Origin of the sequence: Nonomuraea sp. C10 (genome assembly GCF_008017515.1) — a bacterium.
Lineage (GTDB): Bacteria > Actinomycetota > Actinomycetes > Streptosporangiales > Streptosporangiaceae > Nonomuraea > Nonomuraea ferruginea.
Genome location: NZ_VPFF01000001.1, coordinates 6,385,905 through 6,404,809 on the forward strand (window position 1 = coordinate 6,385,905; position 18,905 = coordinate 6,404,809).

At 70.5% G+C, this 18,905-nt stretch carries 15 protein-coding genes; 8 read left to right on the forward strand and 7 right to left on the reverse strand.

What is annotated here, in order from left to right:
• Positions 1–196: 196 nt before the first annotated feature.
• The 4 genes from FR742_RS29320 to FR742_RS29335 all read right to left on the reverse strand — a co-directional run bounded on the left by FR742_RS29320 (position 197) and on the right by FR742_RS29335 (position 5,467).
• A complete protein-coding gene (locus tag FR742_RS29320) occupies positions 197–1,486 on the reverse strand; it encodes a homoserine dehydrogenase (RefSeq protein ID WP_261808807.1) in 1,290 nt (429 codons plus the stop codon).
• On the reverse strand, positions 1,483–2,865 hold the full coding sequence (lysA, locus tag FR742_RS29325) for a diaminopimelate decarboxylase (protein WP_148033932.1): 1,383 nt from the start codon (positions 2,863–2,865) through the stop codon (positions 1,483–1,485). Before lysA ends, FR742_RS29320 begins: the two co-directional genes overlap by 4 nt.
• A gap of 117 nt (positions 2,866–2,982) precedes the next feature.
• Positions 2,983–3,603: an anticodon-binding protein gene (locus tag FR742_RS29330; protein WP_148033933.1), complete on the reverse strand. Its 621-nt coding sequence runs from the start codon at positions 3,601–3,603 to the stop codon at positions 2,983–2,985.
• A 22-nt stretch (positions 3,604–3,625) separates the two neighbouring features.
• Positions 3,626–5,467 (reverse strand): hypothetical protein, encoded by a 1,842-nt coding sequence (locus FR742_RS29335; RefSeq protein ID WP_187281351.1) that lies wholly within the window; start codon positions 5,465–5,467, stop codon positions 3,626–3,628.
• A 70-nt stretch (positions 5,468–5,537) separates the two neighbouring features.
• On the opposite strand from FR742_RS29335, the gene FR742_RS29340 reads away from it, so the two are divergent.
• Both FR742_RS29340 and treS read left to right on the forward strand, forming a co-directional pair.
• On the forward strand, positions 5,538–7,187 hold the full coding sequence (locus FR742_RS29340) for an asparagine synthetase B family protein (protein ID WP_148033934.1): 1,650 nt from the start codon (positions 5,538–5,540) through the stop codon (positions 7,185–7,187).
• A 271-nt stretch (positions 7,188–7,458) separates the two neighbouring features.
• Positions 7,459–9,159 carry a maltose alpha-D-glucosyltransferase gene (treS, locus tag FR742_RS29345; protein WP_148033935.1) on the forward strand — a complete coding sequence of 567 codons (1,701 nt, stop codon included), beginning with the start codon at positions 7,459–7,461 and terminating at the stop codon, positions 9,157–9,159.
• A gap of 56 nt (positions 9,160–9,215) precedes the next feature.
• Here the strand turns inward: treS and FR742_RS29350 are convergent, their stop codons facing one another.
• The 3 genes from FR742_RS29350 to FR742_RS29360 are packed head-to-tail and all read right to left on the reverse strand — an operon-like array spanning position 9,216 to position 12,726.
• Positions 9,216–11,492 (reverse strand): ABC transporter permease, encoded by a 2,277-nt coding sequence (locus FR742_RS29350; protein WP_148033936.1) that lies wholly within the window; start codon positions 11,490–11,492, stop codon positions 9,216–9,218.
• Positions 11,489–12,223, reverse strand: a complete 735-nt coding sequence (locus tag FR742_RS29355; RefSeq protein WP_148033937.1) for an ABC transporter ATP-binding protein — start codon at positions 12,221–12,223, stop codon at positions 11,489–11,491. Before FR742_RS29355 ends, FR742_RS29350 begins: the two co-directional genes overlap by 4 nt.
• Positions 12,220–12,726 (reverse strand): PadR family transcriptional regulator, encoded by a 507-nt coding sequence (locus tag FR742_RS29360; RefSeq protein WP_148033938.1) that lies wholly within the window; start codon positions 12,724–12,726, stop codon positions 12,220–12,222. The genes FR742_RS29355 and FR742_RS29360 overlap by 4 nt, the downstream gene beginning before the upstream one ends.
• Positions 12,727–12,856: 130 nt before the next feature.
• On the opposite strand from FR742_RS29360, the gene FR742_RS29365 reads away from it, so the two are divergent.
• The 6 genes from FR742_RS29365 to FR742_RS29390 all read left to right on the forward strand — a co-directional run bounded on the left by FR742_RS29365 (position 12,857) and on the right by FR742_RS29390 (position 18,857).
• Positions 12,857–14,107 (forward strand): ABC transporter substrate-binding protein, encoded by a 1,251-nt coding sequence (locus tag FR742_RS29365; RefSeq protein ID WP_148033939.1) that lies wholly within the window; start codon positions 12,857–12,859, stop codon positions 14,105–14,107.
• An 8-nt stretch (positions 14,108–14,115) separates the two neighbouring features.
• The gene (locus tag FR742_RS29370) at positions 14,116–15,444 is read left to right on the forward strand and encodes an ABC transporter substrate-binding protein (RefSeq protein ID WP_148033940.1); all 1,329 of its coding nucleotides are present in this window, start codon (positions 14,116–14,118) and stop codon (positions 15,442–15,444) included.
• A 6-nt stretch (positions 15,445–15,450) separates the two neighbouring features.
• Positions 15,451–16,836: an ABC transporter permease subunit gene (locus FR742_RS29375; protein WP_148033941.1), complete on the forward strand. Its 1,386-nt coding sequence runs from the start codon at positions 15,451–15,453 to the stop codon at positions 16,834–16,836.
• Positions 16,833–17,732, forward strand: coding sequence for a carbohydrate ABC transporter permease (locus FR742_RS29380; RefSeq protein WP_148033942.1), 900 nt, complete (start codon positions 16,833–16,835; stop codon positions 17,730–17,732). Before FR742_RS29375 ends, FR742_RS29380 begins: the two co-directional genes overlap by 4 nt.
• Positions 17,733–17,840: 108 nt before the next feature.
• Entirely contained in the window at positions 17,841–18,518 is a 678-nt protein-coding gene (locus FR742_RS29385) for a uracil-DNA glycosylase (protein WP_148033943.1), read from the forward strand.
• 9 nt (positions 18,519–18,527) lie between these two features.
• Positions 18,528–18,857 (forward strand): hypothetical protein, encoded by a 330-nt coding sequence (locus FR742_RS29390; protein WP_148033944.1) that lies wholly within the window; start codon positions 18,528–18,530, stop codon positions 18,855–18,857.
• The last annotated feature ends 48 nt before the right edge of the window (positions 18,858–18,905 follow it).

Below are 18,905 nucleotides of genomic sequence, written 5' to 3' on the forward strand. Positions count from 1 at the left end.
GGCGCCTACCTTACGCCGCTTCTTACACAAGCGGACTCATCCGGTGTTCTTTCCCGGAAACCCCGAAGGCTGGTCACAGCACTCATTCAGCATCTTCTACGCGTAGTTACATTTCCCGCAGAAGATCACGGATAGTGTACGAAATCATCCCGTGATCAGCTCTTCACGATCACGGGATGAAAACGGTGATTCGCGGTTACTCGTCGCCCTCGACGCGCATCACGCTGGCGACGGCCCGGACGATGTCGAGCTCGCGCAGCCCCTCCATCGTCGCCGAGAGCGCCGCGTCGGTGGCCCGGTGGGTGACGATGACGAGCTGGGCGTCGTCGCCGTGGCCCTCCTGGCGCACCGTCTGGATGGACACGTCGTGCTTGGCGAACAGCTCCGCCACCCGGGCCAGGACACCCGGCTTGTCGGCGACGTCCAGCGCGACGTGGCAGCGGGTGACGGTCTCGCCCATGGGATGCACGCGCAGCGACGCGTAGGTCGACTCCTGCGGCCCGCGGGCGCCGGCCAGCCGGTTGCGGCCGACGGCCACCAGGTCGCCGAGCACGGCCGAGGCCGTGGGGGCGCCGCCCGCGCCCTTGCCGTAGAACATGAGCTGGCCCGCCGACTCGGCCTCGACGAAGACCGCGTTGTAGGCCTCGCGCACCCCGGCCAGCGGATGGGACCTGGGGATCATGGCGGGGTGGACGCGGACGCCGATGGAGCGGCCGTCGTCGGAGCGGGCGCAGATGGCCAGCAGCTTGATGACGTAGCCCATGTCCTTGGCGGAGGCCACGTCGGTGGCGGTGATCTCGGTGATGCCCTCGCGGTGGACCTGCTCGGCGGTGACCCGGCTGTGGAAGGCGAGGCTCGCCAGGATGGCGGCCTTGGCCGCGGCGTCGAAGCCCTCGACGTCGGCGGTGGGGTCGGCCTCCGCGTAGCCGAGGGTCTGGGCCTCCTCCAGGGCGTCGGTGAAGGACGCGCCGGTCGAGTCCATCTTGTCGAGGATGTAGTTGGTGGTGCCGTTGACGATGCCGAGCACGCGGTTGACGCGGTCACCGGCCAGCGACTCGCGCAGCGGCCGCAGCAGCGGGATCGCCCCGGCCACGCTCGCCTCGAAGTAGAGGTCGCCGCCGCCGGCCCTGGCCGCTTCGTACAGGCTCGCGCCGTCTTCGGCCAGCAGCGCCTTGTTGGCGGTGACGACGGACTTGCCGCGGGTCAGCGCGGCGGTGATGAGCGAGCGGGCGGGCTCGATGCCGCCGATGACCTCGATGACGATGTCGACGTCGTCGCGGGTGACGAGCGACTCGGCGTCGGTGGTGAACAGGCCGGGGCCGACCTCCACGTCGCGTTTGCGGCCCAGGCGGCGCACGGCGACGCCGGCGATCTCGAACGGGGCGCCGACGCGGGCGGCGAGGTCGTCGTGCTGCTCGTGCATGAGCCGGATGACCTGGGAGCCGACCACTCCACAGCCCAGCAGGGCCACCTTCAACGGTTTCACAGCTGCCCCCTCAACAGGTCGTCCTCGGTCTCGCCCCGCACGATCACCCGGGACCGGCCGTCGGAGACGGCGACCACGGCAGGTTTGGGCAGGTAGTTGTAGTTGTTGGCCAGGGAACGGCAGTAGGCGCCGGTGGCGGCGACCGCCACCAGGTCGCCGGGCACCAGGTCGGCCGGCAGGTAGCAGTCGCGCACGATCATGTCGCCGCTCTCGCAGTGCTTGCCGACGACGCGGCTCAGCATGGGCGCGGCGTCGCTCTCACGGCTGGCCAGCACGACGGTGTATTCGGCGCCGTAGAGTGCGGTGCGGACGTTGTCGCTCATGCCGCCGTCGATGCTCACGTACGTGCGCAGCCCTTCGACGTCCTTGACCGTGCCGACCTCGTACAGGGTGATGCCGCCGGTGCCGACGATGGCGCGGCCGGGCTCGACGGTGAGGCGGGGCACGGGCAGCCCGGCGTCGGTGCAGACCTTGCGCACGATCTCGCGCAGGCTGTCGGCGATGGTCTTGACGTCGAGCGCCTCGTCGCCCTCGACGTAGGCGATGCCGTAGCCGCCGCCGAGGTCGAGCTCGGGGAGCACGACGCCGTGCTCCTCCTTGATCTGCACGAGCAGCGCGGTGAGGCGGCGGGCGGCCACCTCGAACCCGGCCGTGTCGACGATCTGGGACCCGATGTGGGAGTGGAGGCCGACCAGCTCCAGCGACGGCAGCTCCAGGACGCGGCGCACGGCCTCGGCGGCGGCGCCGGAGCTCAGCGACAGGCCGAACTTCTGGTCGTCGTGGGCGGTGGCGATGAACTCGTGGGTGTGCGCCTCGACGCCGGTGGTCACCCGGATCATGACCTTGGGCCGCTTGCCGAGCTCGGCGGCGAAGTAGCCGAGCCGGGCGATCTCCTCGTAGGAGTCGACCACGACGTGGCCGACGCCGACCTCCAGGGCCCGCCTCAGCTCGGCCGACGACTTGTTGTTGCCGTGGAGGGTGATGCGCTCGGCGGGGAAGCCGACGCTCAGCGCCACGGCCAGCTCGCCCCCGCTGGCCACGTCGAGGCCGAGCCCCTCGTCCTGCAGCCAGCGGACCATCTCCTTGCACAGGAAGGCCTTGCCCGCGTAGTGGACGTCGGAGCCGGCGAAGGCGGTGACGTAGTCGCGCATGCGCGAGCGCACGTCGTCCTCGTCGAGGACGTACAGCGGGGTGCCGTACTCGCGGGCCAGATCGCGTATGTCCAGCCCGCCGATCGTGAGCGCGCCGTCGGCCCGGCCGGCCGTTCGCGGCCAGATCGCGGGGTTGATCCGGTTGAGGTCGGCGGGCGCCAGCGGAGGGCGCTCGTGGGGCGGCGGCTCGGCGTGCCGGTCCCCGGCTGGGTGGGCGAATCGACTCACCCGATCGAGGCTATCGGAACGGCCCGTCTGCCCGTGCCCGGTGCTCACCTATCGAGACACGATCACGGGCCGACAGGCGAAGATTTTACGTCTTTTTACTGTTTCGCCGGATATATCTTAGATGCGATCCGGTCCCGCCAGCACGCTCTCCACCGCCGCCGCCAGCCGCACCCGCGCGGTGTGCACCGGCCGCGGCGGCGCGTCTCCCATCGGCACCGCGGGGGCGCGCTCGTGCGCGTCGTGGTACGCCAGCGCCAGCCGCACCTGGTAGGCGTCCCAGCCCGGATCCCTGCTCGCCGCCCGTCCCGGCAGCTCGGCCAGCACCCGCAGGACTTTCCTGTCGTACGGGGACTCCAGCAGGCCGGGCCGGAAGCCGGTCTCCGGGACGCCCAGGTCGCGCGCCCACCGTCGCACGCCCGCCGCCCGCGCGTGCCCGTACCGGACCACGAACCCGGGGTTCTCCCACGTACGGGGGAAGTCCGGCCAGGCGGGCTCCGGCAGCGCGGGAGGTTCGAAGTCGTCCAGGAGCGCCCCCGGCACGGCCACCACGACCCGCACGAACCCGCCGGGCAGCGCCTCGGCCCCGGTCACGCCCGGCAGCGCCCGCAGCCGCGCGGCCAGATCCCCCGCCGGCACCCCGCTCCGCAGCGCGGCGGGCGAGACGTAGGCCGCCTCCCGCTCCCACGTGCCGTCAGGCACCGGCGGCTCCCCGAGCACCTCCGCCAGCCGCGCGATCACCGGGACCCCCGCCGGCGCATGGTCAGATGAGGGCGTGCGGCTCGGCGGAGCCGTACTCCACGAGGTGGGCGGCGCCGAGGAGCCAGCGGTCCTCGTCGCGCACCCGGACGTAGCCGAACCGGTCGGCGGCGAACACCTTGACGCCGTCCTGGCGGCACTGGCGCATGAGCACCTCGTCCCAGCCGTCGGTGAGGTCGGCGAAGCCCAGCTCGCGCAGCGGGTTGCGGCGGGCGAGCAGGGTCGCGCCGGCGATCTCCGGCAGGTAGGAGTATTCGGCCTCCGGCTGCTTGAGCAGCGTGGCCTGCGGCTTGCGCAGGTGGGCGTAGAAGGCGGCCTTGCCGACGATGTCGGCCGTCGTGAACAGGAAGGCGCGCCGCAGGTCGGACAGGTAGTGGGAGCCGTAGACGTCGCGCGGGTCCATGACCGCGACCAGGTCGGCCTCGCACAGGTCGAGCCCGCGCCCGAGCATCGCGCCGACGGTGAGCTCGGGACGGAGCGGCCGGTGGATCACGTCGGCGTCGGGCAGCACGTCGCGGGCGCGCTCCCCCGCCTCGGGCGGGCCGAAGACGACGAGCTGGGCGACCCCGCTCTGCCTGGCGACCTGGGCCAGCGCGTGCTCCGTCCGCCCCGGCTCGGGGATGACGAGCAGGACGGAGGTGTCGAGGGTGGCGCGGGCGCTGGGCAGCCCGACCTTGTCGAGCAGCTCGTCGATCCGCTCGGTCATGGTGCCGCTGTCGTAGGCGCGCCGCAGCGCGACGTGCGCGCGTCGGGTGTCGGGGTCCGGGCCGATAGGGGTGCCGCAGGCGGCGATCTCGGCCAGGCGCCACATGGGCGTGCCGGGCGGGCAGTCGACGCCGGCCGGCCAGCGGTAGGAGGTCAGCACGTCGGGATAGGCCAGGTGACCCGGCAGCAACTGGTCGAGGGTGAGCACCCGGTCGATGCGGCCGCCGGACAGCGGCAGCGGGTTGTGCACCCGGGGCTGGACGCCGAACTGCAGGCGCGGCCAGCCGACGGTCAGGTCGGTGGTGAAGCGGTGCTCGAACAGCTCGGCGGAGGCGGCGTAGGCCGACACGTCGCCGTGGGTGTGCCAGAACACGGTGCGGATGCCGCGCTCGGCGCACCAGGCCAGCAGCGCCTTGAGCCCCTCGCCCGGCTCGCCCCGCAGCTCCTCGGCCCACGGCCCGGTCGCGACGGACTCGACCACGAGCAGGTGGGGCACCTCCAGCGGCAGCACCCTGGCGAAGTCGCGCGGCGTGAACCCGGTGGTCTGCCGCCACTCGTAGCGCAGCAGCGCCTCGGCGTGCGGCTCGGCGATCACCGCGGCGGTGATGTGGGGGCGGGTGTTGGGGCCGGTCGGCACCCGGAACGGCCTCAGCTTGAACGACTCGCCGGCGAGCGTGCGGGTCGTGGTGGTGGCCTGGAAGGCGGCGCCAGGCCGGTCGTCCTTGCGCTGGACGACGACGGGCTTGCGCTTGGGGGCGATGGGCCGCTTCACCGGCTTGGTGGCGCCCTTGAGCTCCTTGGCCAGCCGGACGGGGTTGCTCTTGCCGGTCTTGATCGCGTCGCCGAGCCTGCTCCAGCGCGCGACCTTGATCGACTTGAGCTTCCAGTTGGCCACCTCCGCCTGGTAGCGCTGCTCGGCCAGCTCCTTGCGGAGCTTGTCGGCGGCGGCGCGCTCGCGCTCCAGGTCTTCCTCGGCCCCCGCCAGCCGTTCGGCGAGCGCCTTGACCTCCTCCGCGTGCCGCTCGGCCTCGGCCAGCCTGCTCTGCGCCGCGTCCAGCAGCCTCGCCAGCTCGGCCGCGTGCTCGGCCTGCGCGACCGCTTCCCGCAGCGCCTTGCGCGTGCTCTCCAGCTCGGTGGACAACTGGACCTCCGTCTCTCAGCCCGGCAAAGGATACTCTTTTGCGGGAAGCGGCTCGAAGGGAAGAGATCCGGTGCAGTTCATCGTGCGGCCCTATGTCTGCGGCGGTCTCGGACGGATCGACAGCGCCCTCGTCGGCAAACTGTCCTCCGCCGGCCCTCGCGTGCGCCCCGCGCTCCAGACGGCCGAGGCGGCGCTGTTCAGCTCCGCCCCGCTGCCTCCCTACCAGCGTTCCGGCGAGGCGTTCGCGTTCTCCTGGGGAGAGCGCAGGCCGCCCGCCGCCCGCTCGGAACGGGCCGCCGACTGGATGGGGGTCGCCGAGACGTACGAGACGCCCGGCCTGATCGGCGACGGCCCGCGCACCACGCTGCACACCGGCGCGCTCGGGCTGGTCGACGTCTATTACGTACGGATCGGCGAGGCGGTCTACTTCTCGTCCCTGATCCAGCCCTTGATGGCCCTGGTGCCGCTGGAGATCGACTGGTCGGCCTGGGCGTCGATCCTGCGGGTGACGTTCCCGCTGGGCGAGGCGACTCCTTACCGGGAGATCAAGCGGCTGCCGGGCTCCAGCGCGCTGGTCTGGGACGGCGAGCGGCTGTCGACCGAGCGCAGGCTGCCGCGCTGGCTGCGCAGCGAGCCCTACGAGACGTGGGTCGGCGCGGGCGAGATCGTGGAGCTGCTGCACGACGTCTACAAGGACTACGACGGCCGCAAGCTGCTGGTGCCGATCAGCGGCGGTTACGACTCCCGGCTGCTGGGCAGCGTGGCCAAGGCCCGGGGGTTCGACGTGGAGTCGTGGACCACGAGCCCCGACGACGGCACCGACACCGACATCGCCTTCGCCAGGGCGATCACCGGCGAGCTGGGCATCCCGCACCGGGTGATCACCCAGGACGCGGCCTCGTACCCGGACGACGCCGCGGAGGTGGCGCGCAGGCTCGAATACCTGACGCCGCACCACGCGTGGTACGCCCCGTTCGCCAAGGAGGTCCACACGTCGGGCCGCATCCTGGTCGACGGGCTGGCGGGCGGTCCGCTGCTGAAGAACTTCATGGTCAGCGGCGCCGCCCTGGAGGCCACCAGCCAGGCCGAGCGGTCGGCGGCCGTGCTGGGCTCGCTCAGCCTCGGGGCGCCTTCTCAGCCGTTCCTGTCGGAGGCGGCCGAAGCGTGGATCGACGAGACGGTGCGCGAGCAGTTCGCGGCGGCCACCTCGATGCTCCACGGCCACCGGGCCGAGCTGCCGCTGTCGGTGCTCCACACCCGCACGGTGCGCGGCATCGCCCGCTCGGCGGTCAACCTGGTGGGGCCTGAGGCGTCGTTCGCGGCGCCGTTCATCCACCCGGACTTCTTCGACGCGGCCCTGTCGGTGGGCGTGGCCCGCAAGGACAAGGGCCGCTTCTACCGCGAGGTGCTGCACGCCGCCGACCCGCGGGTGGCGGCGCTGCCCTCGACCAACGTGATCAAGCAGCCGCTGCGGCGGGTGGCGCTGCGCTCCACGGCCGCCCCCGCGCGCGACTACTCCCACCGGATGCTGCGGGTGGTCGCCACGCGGGTGCCCGGCCTGCTGTCGGATGAGCTGCACGCGCTGGTCGCCGACGGGCCCGACGCGCTGACCCGGTTCAACGGGTGGAACGACCGGTTCTGGGTGCGCGGGCTGGTGCTTTTCGGTCTCTGGCTGAGTGACTTCGAAAACGACCTGGATGACCTCTCTGCCCCGTTCTAGTTACACCGAGAAGAACAGCCAGTAACATCACGGTTACGCAGGGATCTCCGGGGTATTACAGCTGGCACACCACAAGCGGGTTCCGGAAAGCCAACGGGCTGGTAGTGTTCGGCCCGTAAGCGCCGCACAAGCGGGCACCGGATCACAAATCCGGGCCTGTCAAGGGCATGGATTCGCAGGGATGACGACTCCACGCGGCGCGGTCACCAGATATGAACGCCGGGGTACCCGGTGACTTCGTCCTGCCCACATCTCCTTCTGTGAGCGACACATGATCAACGCATCCCCATCACCGGAGCCGGTGGCCGAGAACTTCATCTCGGAAGATCCGGCTTGGTACAAGCGGGCGGTGTTCTACGAGGTTCTCGTCCGGGGGTTCAAGGACTCCAACGGCGACGGCACCGGAGATCTTCGCGGCCTCGTCGAGAAGCTCGACTATCTCGAGTGGCTGGGCGTCGACTGCCTCTGGTTGTTGCCGCTCTATGAATCGCCGCTGCGCGACGGCGGCTACGACATCTCCGACTACATGAAGATCCTGCCGGACTTCGGGGATCTCGCCGATTTCATCCAACTGGTGGAGGCCGCCCACGAACGCGGCCTGCGGATCATCACCGACCTGGTGATGAACCACACCTCTGATCGGCATCCCTGGTTCCAGGCGTCCCGTCACGACCCTGAGGGCCCGTACGGCGACTTCTACGTCTGGTCGGACGAGCCGACGGGCTACCCCGACGCGCCGATCATCTTCGTCGGCGCCGAGGAGTCCAACTGGACCTGGGACCCTGTGCGCAAGCAGTACTACTGGCACCGGTTCTTCCATCACCAGCCGGATCTCAACTATGACAACCCGGCGGTGCAGGAGGCCATGCTGGAGGTGCTGCGCTTCTGGCTCGACCTGGGCATCGACGGGTTCCGGCTGGACGCGGTGCCGTACCTGTTCGAGCGGGAGGGCACCGCGTGCGCCGGCCTGCCGGAGACGCACGCCTACCTGAAGAAGGTCCGGGCCGAGGTCGACCGCCTCTACCCTGACCGGGTGCTGCTGGCCGAGGCCAACGGCTGGCCGGAGGACGTCGTCGAGTACTTCGGCGACCCGACGGTCGGCGGCGACGAGTGCCACATGGCCTTCCACTTCCCGCTGATGCCGCGCATCTACATGGCGGTGAAGAAGGAGACCCGGGAGCCGATCTCCGAGATCATGTCCCGTACGCCGAAGCTGCCGGACACCGCGCAGTGGGGCATCTTCCTCCGCAACCACGACGAGCTGACGCTCGAGACGGTGACCGAGGAAGAGCGCGACTACATGCACAGCGAGTACGCCAAGGACCCGCGGATGCGGGCCTACCTCGGCATCCGTCGCCGGCTGGCGCCGTTGCTCGACAACGACCGCGACCGGATCGAGCTGTTCACCGCCCTGCTGCTGTCGCTTCCCGGCTCGCCCGTCATGTACTACGGCGACGAGATCGGCATGGGCGACAACATCTGGCTGGAGGACCGCGACTCGGTGCGCACGCCGATGCAGTGGAGCCCCGACCGCAACGCGGGCTTCTCCACCGGCGATCCGGGCCGGCTCTACCTGCCGGTGGTCATGGACCCGATCTACGGCTACCAGGCCATCAACGTGGAGGCCCAGCAGCGCAGCGAGGGGTCACTGCTCCACTTCACCCGCAAGATGCTGCAGATCCGGCGCGACCACCCGGTGTTCGGCACCGGCTCGTACACGGAGATGTGGTCGTCCAACCCGTCGGTCCTCACGTACGTGCGTGAGGAGGGCGACGACGTGATGCTCTGCGTGAACAACCTGTCGAAGTTCCCGCAGCCGGTGGAGCTGGACCTGCGCCGGTTCGAGGGCATGACGCCGGTGGAGGCGCGCGGCGGCGTGCACTTCCCGGTGATCGGCGCCCTGCCCTACCTGCTGACCCTGCCGGGTCACGGCTTCTACTGGTTCGCGCTGCGGCGAGAGGCGTCGCGCTGACCGATCACCGCCCGGTGACCAGGTGACTGGTCACCGGGCGGTGGCGTTTTCGCAGGTCAGCGGGCGGTGATCGGCACCTGGGCGCGGGCCGCGCGGCGGGCCGGGATGAGCGCCACCGCGAGGGCGGTGCCCACGGCCAGCAGCACCGCCAGGGCCAGCGTCACCGGTGAGGGCGGGCGGCCGATCCCGGCGCCCACCCCGCTGGTGTGCCCCTGCAGGTCGATCAGCCCGGTCGCCACCGAGGCCCCGGCCGCGGCCCCCGCCACGACGCCCAGCACCACCAGCAGGCCGGTGCCGGTCACGAGGGTGGCCATCACCTGGCGGGGTGTCAGCCCCATCGCCTTCAGCACGGCCAGGTCCGCGGCGTGGTCGCGCAGCCCGAGCGCGCTCGCGGTGAGCAGGTTGGCCAGCCCGATCAGGGTGAGCACGGCGGTCAGCGCCACGATCACCACCCGGATCATCGCCAGCCGGTCGGCGGGGTTGACCGCGGCCTGCACCTCCAGGTTCTCCCCTGACTCCGCCAGCAGCCGGGCCGCCACCTCGTCGCGGCTCGCCCCCGGGTGCAGGGCGAGCGCGTAATACTCGGGCGGCACGGAGTCCTTGGCCGCCAGGCTGTCGAGGCCGACCGACAGCACCTCGCCGTCCTGGTCGGGCTCGACGGTGCGGCCGACGACGCGCACGATCAGCGGCGAGCCGCCCACGGTCAGCCGCACCCGGTCGCCGATCTTCACGCCGAGCAGGTCGAGCAGCCCCTGCCCGGCCACGGCCTCGCCGGGCTCGGCGTACATGCGGCCCTCGACGACCGGGAACGGGTAGCGGTCGGAGGCGGAGCCGCCGACCGCCCGCACCCGGACGGACCGGCCCTCGCCGGGCGCCAGCGCGTTCACGTCAGTGCCGGGATAGACGGCGGCCACGTCGCGGTCGGCGCCGGCCAGCCGCGCGGCCTGGGCCGCCTCCAGCTTGCCGGGGCGCACGTAGAGCGAGGCGTGCTGGCCGACCTGCTCGGGATTGCGGGCGAAGTTGTCGAGCGTGGCCCACACGCCCAGCCCGATCGTGATCATCATCATCGGCACGGCCAGCCCGAACACGGTCAGGAACGCGGGCACCCGGCGGGTGAAGGCGTCTCTGGTGCCCAGCACGAGCGCGGGCGGCAGCCGTACCAGCAGCGCGAGCCTGGCCAGCCTGGACAGGCGGCCGCCGGGCGGCTGGGAGGGCGCGGCCGGGATGGGCGGGGTGCGCCCGCCGCGCCAGGCCGGCACGCCGACCGCGGCCAGCACGGCCAGGGCGGTGCCGGCGACGATGGTGAGCACGGGTATCGGCGCGACGGAGCTGGCGCCGACGGCCAGAGCGGTGACCGCCCAGCCGGCGACCGTGCCGAGCGCGACGCCGATCAGGCCGAGCGCGCCGTGCTCGACGAGCAGCAGCAGCGCGACCTGGCCGCGGGTGAAGCCCATGGACTTGAGCGTGGCCAGGTCGCGGAGCTGGCCCAGCACGCGCCCGCCGGCCGCGTTGGCCAGCGCGAGCGCCGCCGCCACCAGGCCGCCCACGCCGAACAGCGCGAGCATGGTGCCGAGCAGCCGGTTGTCGAGCTCCATGGCGGCCCTGATCTCGCGCCAGGTGTAGAGCCGCTGGAGCTGGTCGTCGAGCATGACGACGACCCGCTGGGAGACCACCTGGGCGGCGTCGGCGTCGGTCAGCCGCAGCCCGGTCACCCACTCGCTGCGGCCCAGCATCGGCTCGATCCGGTCGAGCGCCTCGGGCAGCACCCAGCCCAGGCCGGGGGTCCACTCCGGGTAGAAGCCCTGGTCGGCGGAGTCGGCGATGCCGCGCACGTACAGGGTGTGGCGCTGGCCGCTGAGCGCGACGACGGTGAACGGGGCGCCGATCCGCAGCCGCAGTTCGCGGGCGAAGGAGCGCTCGACGACCACGCCGTCGGGCTGCGCGGGGTCGAGCCAGCCGCCCTCGACGACCGCGGGATGCGCCACGCGGGGCGGCGTTGCGGGCATCGCGCGCAGTGAGGCGGGCTCGCGCTTGCCGTCCTGCAGCGCGGTGACGGGGGCCGACCGGTACGGGCCGGCGGTGGCCGTCACCCCGTCGAGCGCCTGCACGCCGGCCAGCTGGGCGGTGTTGTCGCGGGTGTAGAGCCAGACGTGGGCGCCTTCGGTCTGGGCGAACAGGCCGCGCCACGGGTTGGTGGAGTCCTCCAGGAGGGTCACCGCGGTGATCAGGGCGGCCACGATGCCGGCCACGGCGAGCACGGTCAGCGTCGCCTGGCCCTTCCTGGCCCGCAGGTCCGCCCTGATCCAGCGGCTGCCCGCGCGTGCGGTGCTCATCGCAGGTCGATCACTTCTCCGACGGTGCGCCGGCGGGGCCTGGCGATGCGGCCGTCGTCCACGATCTCGCCGTCGAGCAGGCTGACCACCCGGTCGGCGAGCGCGGCCACGCGGGCGTCGTGGGTGACCATGACGATCGTCTGGCCGTCCTTGTGGACCCGGCCGAGCAGGCGGAGCACGTCGCGGGTGTTGCGGCTGTCGAGGTTGCCGGTGGGCTCGTCGGCCAGCAGCACGCTGGGCTGGTTGGCGAGCGCGCGGGCGAGCGCGACCCGCTGCTGCTCGCCGCCGGAGAGCTGGGCGGGCGAGGCGTCGGCCCGGTCGCCGAGGTTCAGCGCGCCCAGGAGGTCCTCGCGGCGCTCGCGGGCCTCCCTGGGCGAGGCTCCGGCCAGCAGCGCGGGCAGCTCGACGTTGTCGGCCACGGTCATGTTGGCGACCAGGTTGAAGAACTGGAAGACGAAGCCGATCTTCTTGCGGCGCAGCAGCGCCCAGGCGCTCTCGGAGAGGGTGTCGGCCCGCTTGCCGTCGAGCCAGATCTCGCCGCTGGTGCGGGAGTCGAGGCCGCCGAGCATGTGGACGAGCGTCGACTTCCCGGACCCCGAAGGGCCCATCACGGCCACGAACTCCCCCGCGTCGACCTGGAGGTCCACGCCGCGCACGGCGGGCACCGGCACCGCGCCGCCGGAGTAGATCTTCACCAGGTTGATCGCCTTGAGCACGGCCTCGTCACTCATGCGAGGTCCTCCTGACAACGTTCGAGCCAGTCGAGATCGGCCTGAAGGTGGAGCATCGCACCTTCGATGAGCAGTATGGCGATCTTGTCATCCGGAGAGGTGCGGTCGAGCAGTTCGTTGAGGTCCTTCATCAGCGACAGGTAGTGGCGGCGCTGCCGGTTGATCAGCACCATCCGGTCGGCGATGCCGGTCATCGGGGCCAGCACCAGCTTCATGAAGAACTCGTCGCGCACCCGTGGACCCTCGGTCGGCTCGTCGACCCACAGGTGGAGCACGTCGCGGCCCTTGGCCGTGAGGTAGTAGACCTTCTTGTTCGGCCGGTTGGACTGCTCGACGTCGACGGCTCTCACCAGGCCGTCCTTCTCCAGCCGGCCCAACGTCACATAGATCTGCCCGATGTTGGGCGACGGGTAGGCGCTTCCGAAGGTCTGTTCAAGGTCCTGTTTCAGTTCGTAGCCGTGGGCAGGCTCCTTGGCCAGAAGCGCCAGCAGGTGAAGCCGCACCGCCTCACCTCCCCGTGTGTTACGGATGCGTTACATGGCTTGCCGTTGACCACCAGATTACCGGTGTGCATAACATGAATGCATCTACCTAACACGTATGTAACCCCCGTGCACAAGGAGGGAAAAACCGGTGCTCCGTCGTCTGGCGATCGTCCTGGCCGTCCTCGCGGCGTCCGGAGGGTGCGCGGCGACGGGCGATGACGGTGGCGGCGAGTCCCGGGCGGGAAGCACCGGCCCGATCACGTTCGCCACCGGGCGCGACACCACGGCGTACCTTCAACCCTTGCTGGATCGCTGGAACCAGGCCCACCCGGCCGAGAAGGTGACGCTCATCGAGCTGCCCGAGGCGGCCGACGAGCAGCGCGCCCAGATGGTGGCCAACTTGCAGGCCCGCAGCACCCGTTACGACGTGCTCGGGCTGGACGTGGTGTGGACCGCGGAGTTCGCGGAGAACGGCTGGATCATCCCCTTGGAGCGCGGGTCCTTCCCGCTCGACAAGTTCCTGCCGCCTGTCGTGAAGACCGCGATCTACAAGGACAAGCTGTGGGCGGTCCCGTACACGAGCAACGCGGGGCTGCTCTACTACCGCACCGACCTGGTGAAGAAGCCGCCGCGCACGTGGGCGGAACTTCGCGAACAGACCCAAAAGATCACGAAAAAGCGCGATATCGAGGGTTATGCCGGACAGTTCCTCGCGTACGAGGGACTGACCGTCAACTTCTCCGAGGCCGTGCAGTCGGCGGGAGGCCAGATCCTCAGCGCCGACGGCACCAGGGTGACCCTCGAACCCGCCGCCGCGACGACCGCGCTGGAGTTCCTCCAGCAGGGCCTGCGCGAAGGCTGGATCCCCGAGGAGTCGCTCAACTACAAGGAGGAGGAGTCCCGCTTGGCCTTCCAGGAAGGCCGGCTCGCCTTCGCCCGCAACTGGCCGCACGCCTACGGGCCGGCCAGGAACAGGCTCGGCGACAAGGTCGCGGTCACCACGCTGCCGGGCCCCGACGGGCCGGGGAGCAGCTCGCTGGGCGGCATCAACCTGGCCATCAGCGCCTACTCGCAGCACCAGCAGACCGCGACGGAGTTCATCCGTTACTTCACGAGCCTGGAGAACGAGCGCCGGGTCCTCACCGAGGGGTCGTTCCCGCCGGTGTGGACCGAGCTCTACGACGACCCAGAGCTCATCGAGCGCTTTCCGTACCTGCCCGTACTCAAGGAGAGCATCCTCGCCGCCGAGCCGCGCGCGGCGAGCCCGCACTACAACCAGCTCAGCCTGGTGATCGCGAGCACGGTCGCCAAAGCGCTCACCCCCCCGATCAGCGAGTCCGCGAACGACGTGGCGGCCTCGCTGAAAGCTGAACTCGAAGAGATCATCAGAACCCAGTGAGGCAAGCCATGCGTAAAGGCAGAGCAACAGCGATCCTGGCCGGACTGGCGCTGGCGGTGACCGCCTGCGGCGGCAACGCCCCGACGACCTCCCAGCCGACCGAGTCCGCTCCCGCCGCCAGCGAGAGCGGCGGCGCCAAGACGCTCGAAGGCGTCACGCTCGAAGTCGCCGCCAAGTGGACCGGCGAGGAGCAGAAGAACTTCGAGCAGGTGCTCAAGGCCTTCTCCGACAAGACCGGTGCCAAGGTCACCTATGCCTCCACCGGTGAGGACACCGGCGCCTACCTCGGCCCGCGCATCCAGGGCGGCAGCCCGCCCGACGTGGCGATCCTGCCGCAGCCGGGCCTGGTCCAGCAGTACGCCGAGCAGAAGGCGCTCAAGCCGCTCACCGAGGACGTCACCAAGGAGATCGACGCCAACTACACCGAATACTGGAAGGAGCTCGGCTCCGCCGACGGCCAGGTGTACGGCGTGCTGATCAAGGCGGCGCACAAGTCGCTGGTCTGGTACCAGTCGAAGGCCTTCGAGGACGCCGGCGTGCAGCCGCCGACCACGTGGGACGAGCTGGTGACCGCCTCGCAGACGATCGCCGACTCCGGCACCGCGCCGTTCTCGTTCTGCGGCGCCTCCGGCTGGACGCTGACCGACCTGTTCGAGAACGTCTACCTGTCCTCGGCCGGCCCGGAGAAGTACGACCAGCTCTCCAAGCACGAGATCCCCTGGACCGACCCCAGCGTCGCCACGGCCCTGGAGAAGATCGCGCAGATCGCCGGCAAGAAGGAGTTCGTCGCGGGCGGCACCTCCGGCGCGCTGCAGACCGACTTCCCGACCTGCGTCACCAAGGTCTACGGCGAGAAGGAAGCCGCGATGGTGATCGAGGCCGACTTCGTCGCCGTCACGGCCGAGGAGTCCGGCGCCAAGGTCGGCGAGGAGGCCAAGTACTTCCCGTTCCCGAAGGTGGGCGACACCGCTCCGGTCGTGCTCGGCGGTGACGTCGCGGTGGCCATGAAGGACTCCCCCGGCGCCATGGCGCTGCTGCAGTTCCTGGCCTCCAAGGAGGGCGGCGAGGTCTGGGCCAAGCTGCCCGGCTACCTGTCCCCCAACAGGAACGTCTCCCCCGACAACTACCCGAACGAGATGACCAAGCAGCTCGGCCAGACGATCGTCACGGCCGGTGAGTCGGTCCGCTACGACATGTCCGACCTCGCGCCGAGCGCCTTCGGCGGCACCGACGGCAAGGGCGAGTGGAAGGTCCTGCAGGACTTCCTGCGCGACCCGAGTGACGTCAAGGGCGCCCAGGAGGCGCTCGAAGCAGAGGCCAAGAAGGCCTGGAAGTAAAGAGGCATGGCCGTGACCGAAAGGTTGGACGGCCCCCAGGACCCGCCCGTGGACGACACGGGCGGGCCTACCTCGGGACCGGCTGATACCCCCCGCACACGACGACGCCTCGGCCCGTCACCCACGATCGCCATCGTCTTCCTGCTGCCGGCGGCCCTGCTCCTCGGCATCTGGGTGGTCTACCCGATCGGATACTCGATCGTCCGCAGCATGTACGACTCCACCAACCAGGTGTTCGTCGGGCTGGAGAACTACGGGACGATCTTCAGTGACGCCGGGACGCTGAAGACCATCCGCAACAACCTGATCTGGGTGATCGTCGCCCCGATCGTGGTCACCACGATCGGCCTGATCTTCGCGGTGCTGACCGAGCGCATCAAGTGGGCGACCGCGTTCAAGCTGATCGTCTTCATGCCGATGGCCGTCTCGCTGATGGCCGCCGGCGTCATCTTCCGCCTCGTGTACGACGAGGACCCGGACAAGGGCGTGGCCAACGCCATCATGACCGTGGTGCACGACACGTTCTCCTCCTCCCAGGGCTATCCGGAGGCGCGCGCCCGCGAGGGCGACCAGTCACCGGTGGCCGCCCAGGAGGACGGCTCGGTCGTCACCAAGCAGCCGGTGGAGTCCGGCCAGACCGTGCTGATCCCGATCGTGGGCGTCAAGCCGGAGGTGATGCCCGCGGACGCCCAGCCGGCGGTCGCGGCGACCGGCGGCGACGGGCTGTCGGGCACGGTGTGGTTCGACTTCACCCCGGGCGGCGGCGGCGTGAACGGCCAGCCGGACCCCACGGAGAAGGGCCTGCCCGGGATGACCGTGGAGGCCGTGAGCGACGGCGAGGTGGCGGCGACCGCCACGACGGCCGCTGACGGCTCGTTCCGGTTCGACGGCCTGCCCTCGGGCTCCTACGAGGTACGGCTGCCGCAGGAGAACTTCACGGCCGCGTACAACGGCCTGACCTGGCTCGGCCCGACGCTCATCACACCGGCGATCATCGGGGCTTTCGTCTGGGTGTGGGCCGGGTTCGCCATGGTGCTGATCGCGGCCGGCCTGGCGGCCATCCCGCGTGACGCGCTGGAGGCGGCCCGCATCGACGGCGCCACCGAATGGCAGGTGTTCCGCAGGATCACGGTGCCGTTGCTGTCGCCGGTGCTGCTCGTCGTCTTCGTGACGATGATCATCAATACGTTGAAGGTGTTCGACCTGGTGTTCATCATCGCACCGCCGTCGGTCCAGCCGGAGGCGAACGTGATCGCGCTCGAGATGTGGCGGGTCGCGTTCGGCGGCGGGAACAACCAGGGGCTCGGCAGCGCGCTGGCCGTCTTCCTGCTGATCCTGGTCCTGCCCTTCATGATCATGAACATCCGCAGGTTCAAGAGGGGTGAGTCATGACCACGGCCACGGCCACGGCCCCGGCGCAGAGCCACGCCGGCGCGCCACGGCGAAACCTGGCCGGACGCATCGTCGACCGCCTCGGCAGCGGCGTCGTCCAGGTCGTGATGATCCTGCTCGGCCTGTTCTGGCTGGTGCCCACCCTGGGCCTGCTGGTGGTCTCGCTGCGCACGACCGAGGTCAACAACGCCGAGGGCTGGTGGACGATCTTCACCAAGCCCGCCGAGATCACCATCGCCAACTACGCCGACCTGCTGGCCGGCGGCTTCGGGGCGTCCTTCTGGAACACCGTGGCCATCACGGTGCCGACCACGATCCTGGTGATCGGCATCGCGGCCATGGCGGCGTACGCGTTCGCCTGGATGGAGTTCCCCGGCCGGGACCTGCTGTTCCTGGTCGTGGTCGGGCTGCTGATCGTGCCGATCCAGATCGCGCTGATCCCCGTGGCCGCGCTCTACGGCCAGGTCGGGATCTTCGGCTCGATCCCCGGCGTCGTGCTCTTCCACGTGGCGTTCGGGCTGCCGTTCGCGATCTTCCTGCTCCGTAACTTCTTCATCGGCATCCCGGCCTCCCTGCTGGAGGCGGCGCGGATGGACGGGGCGCCGGAGTGGCGGATCTTCGTGTCGGTGGTGTTCCCGCTGGGCAAGCCCGCCATCGCCTCGCTCGGCATCTTCCAGTTCCTCTGGGTGTGGAACGACATGCTGATCGCGCTGGTCTACGCCAACCCGGCGAACCAGCCGATGACCAAGTACCTCCAGTCCCAGATGCGGCAGTTCGGCACCAACATGGACATCCTCTCGTCCGGCGCCTTCCTGTCGCTGATCATCCCGCTGGTGCTGTTCTTCGCGTTCCAGCGTTACTTCGTCCAGGGCATGATGGCCGGCTCGGTGAAGTGACCCAAGCGGGCGCCCGTCTTCCCGCGGGGGCGCGGGCGCCCGCCCTTGGTGATCATTTCTCCGGGTTCCGTACGCATCGCCCGCCAGACCTGGCTAAGCTCAACGCCCATGGCCGGACGTCCACTGAACGAAGTCGTCGAAGCCGGATGGGCCCGCGCGCTGGAGCCCGTGGCCGAGCGCATCGCCCACATGGGCGAGTTCCTCCGCAACGAGATCGCCGAAGGCAGGCAGTACCTCCCTTCGGGAGCCAACGTGCTGCGTGCCTTCAACCAGCCCTTCGACGATGTCAGGGTCCTGATCGTGGGTCAGGATCCGTACCCCACCCCGGGTCACCCCGTCGGGCTGTCGTTCTCCGTCGCCCCCGACGTGCGGCCGCTGCCGGGCAGCCTGGTCAACATCTACAAGGAGATGGAGTCCGACCTGGGGCTGCCCAGGCCGGCCAACGGCGACCTCACTCCCTGGGCCGACCAGGGCGTGCTGCTGCTCAACAGGGTGCTGACGGTGATGCCGGGCAAGCCCGCCTCCCACCGGGGCAAGGGCTGGGAAGAGGTCACCGAGCAGGCCATCCGCGCCCTGGTCGCGCGTGAGAAGCCGATGGTGGCCATCCTGTGGGGCCGCGACGCCCGCAATCTCGCGCCCATGCTGGGCTCCGTGCCGCGCGTCGAGTCCGCCCACCCGTCGCCGCTGTCGGCGCGCAGCGGGTTCTTCGGCTCCCGGCCGTTCAGCCGCGCGAACGAACTGCTCGCCCAGCAAGGCGCGGCCCCCGTGGAGTGGAAGCTGCCCTAGGCTCGTCGCATGAGTGACGCACAGAAGTTCCTACGACTCACGGTCGAGCTGACGGTCGAAGTGCTCGACGTGGACGCCCTGCAGGCGGCGGCCCTGGCGGAGATCCGCCACCCCGAGGCCGAGCTGACCGACGAAGAGCGCAGCGAGCAGGCCGAGCTGGTCAAGTCCGACGAGACCGGCGCCTCCGCCCTCCAGTGGCTGATCGAGCCCGAGCACGTGCTGCAGCTCGTCGACCACATCGACGAGATCGAGCCGCGTGAGGCGATGCTCGGCGTCGAGCCCTCCGAGGGCCCGGCCGAGGACGAGGAGGAGGCGGAGGACGAGCACCTCCACCTCTGACCGTCCGGCCTGCCACGTTCGTCGGCGCGGACCTGCCGCGCCAGGAGC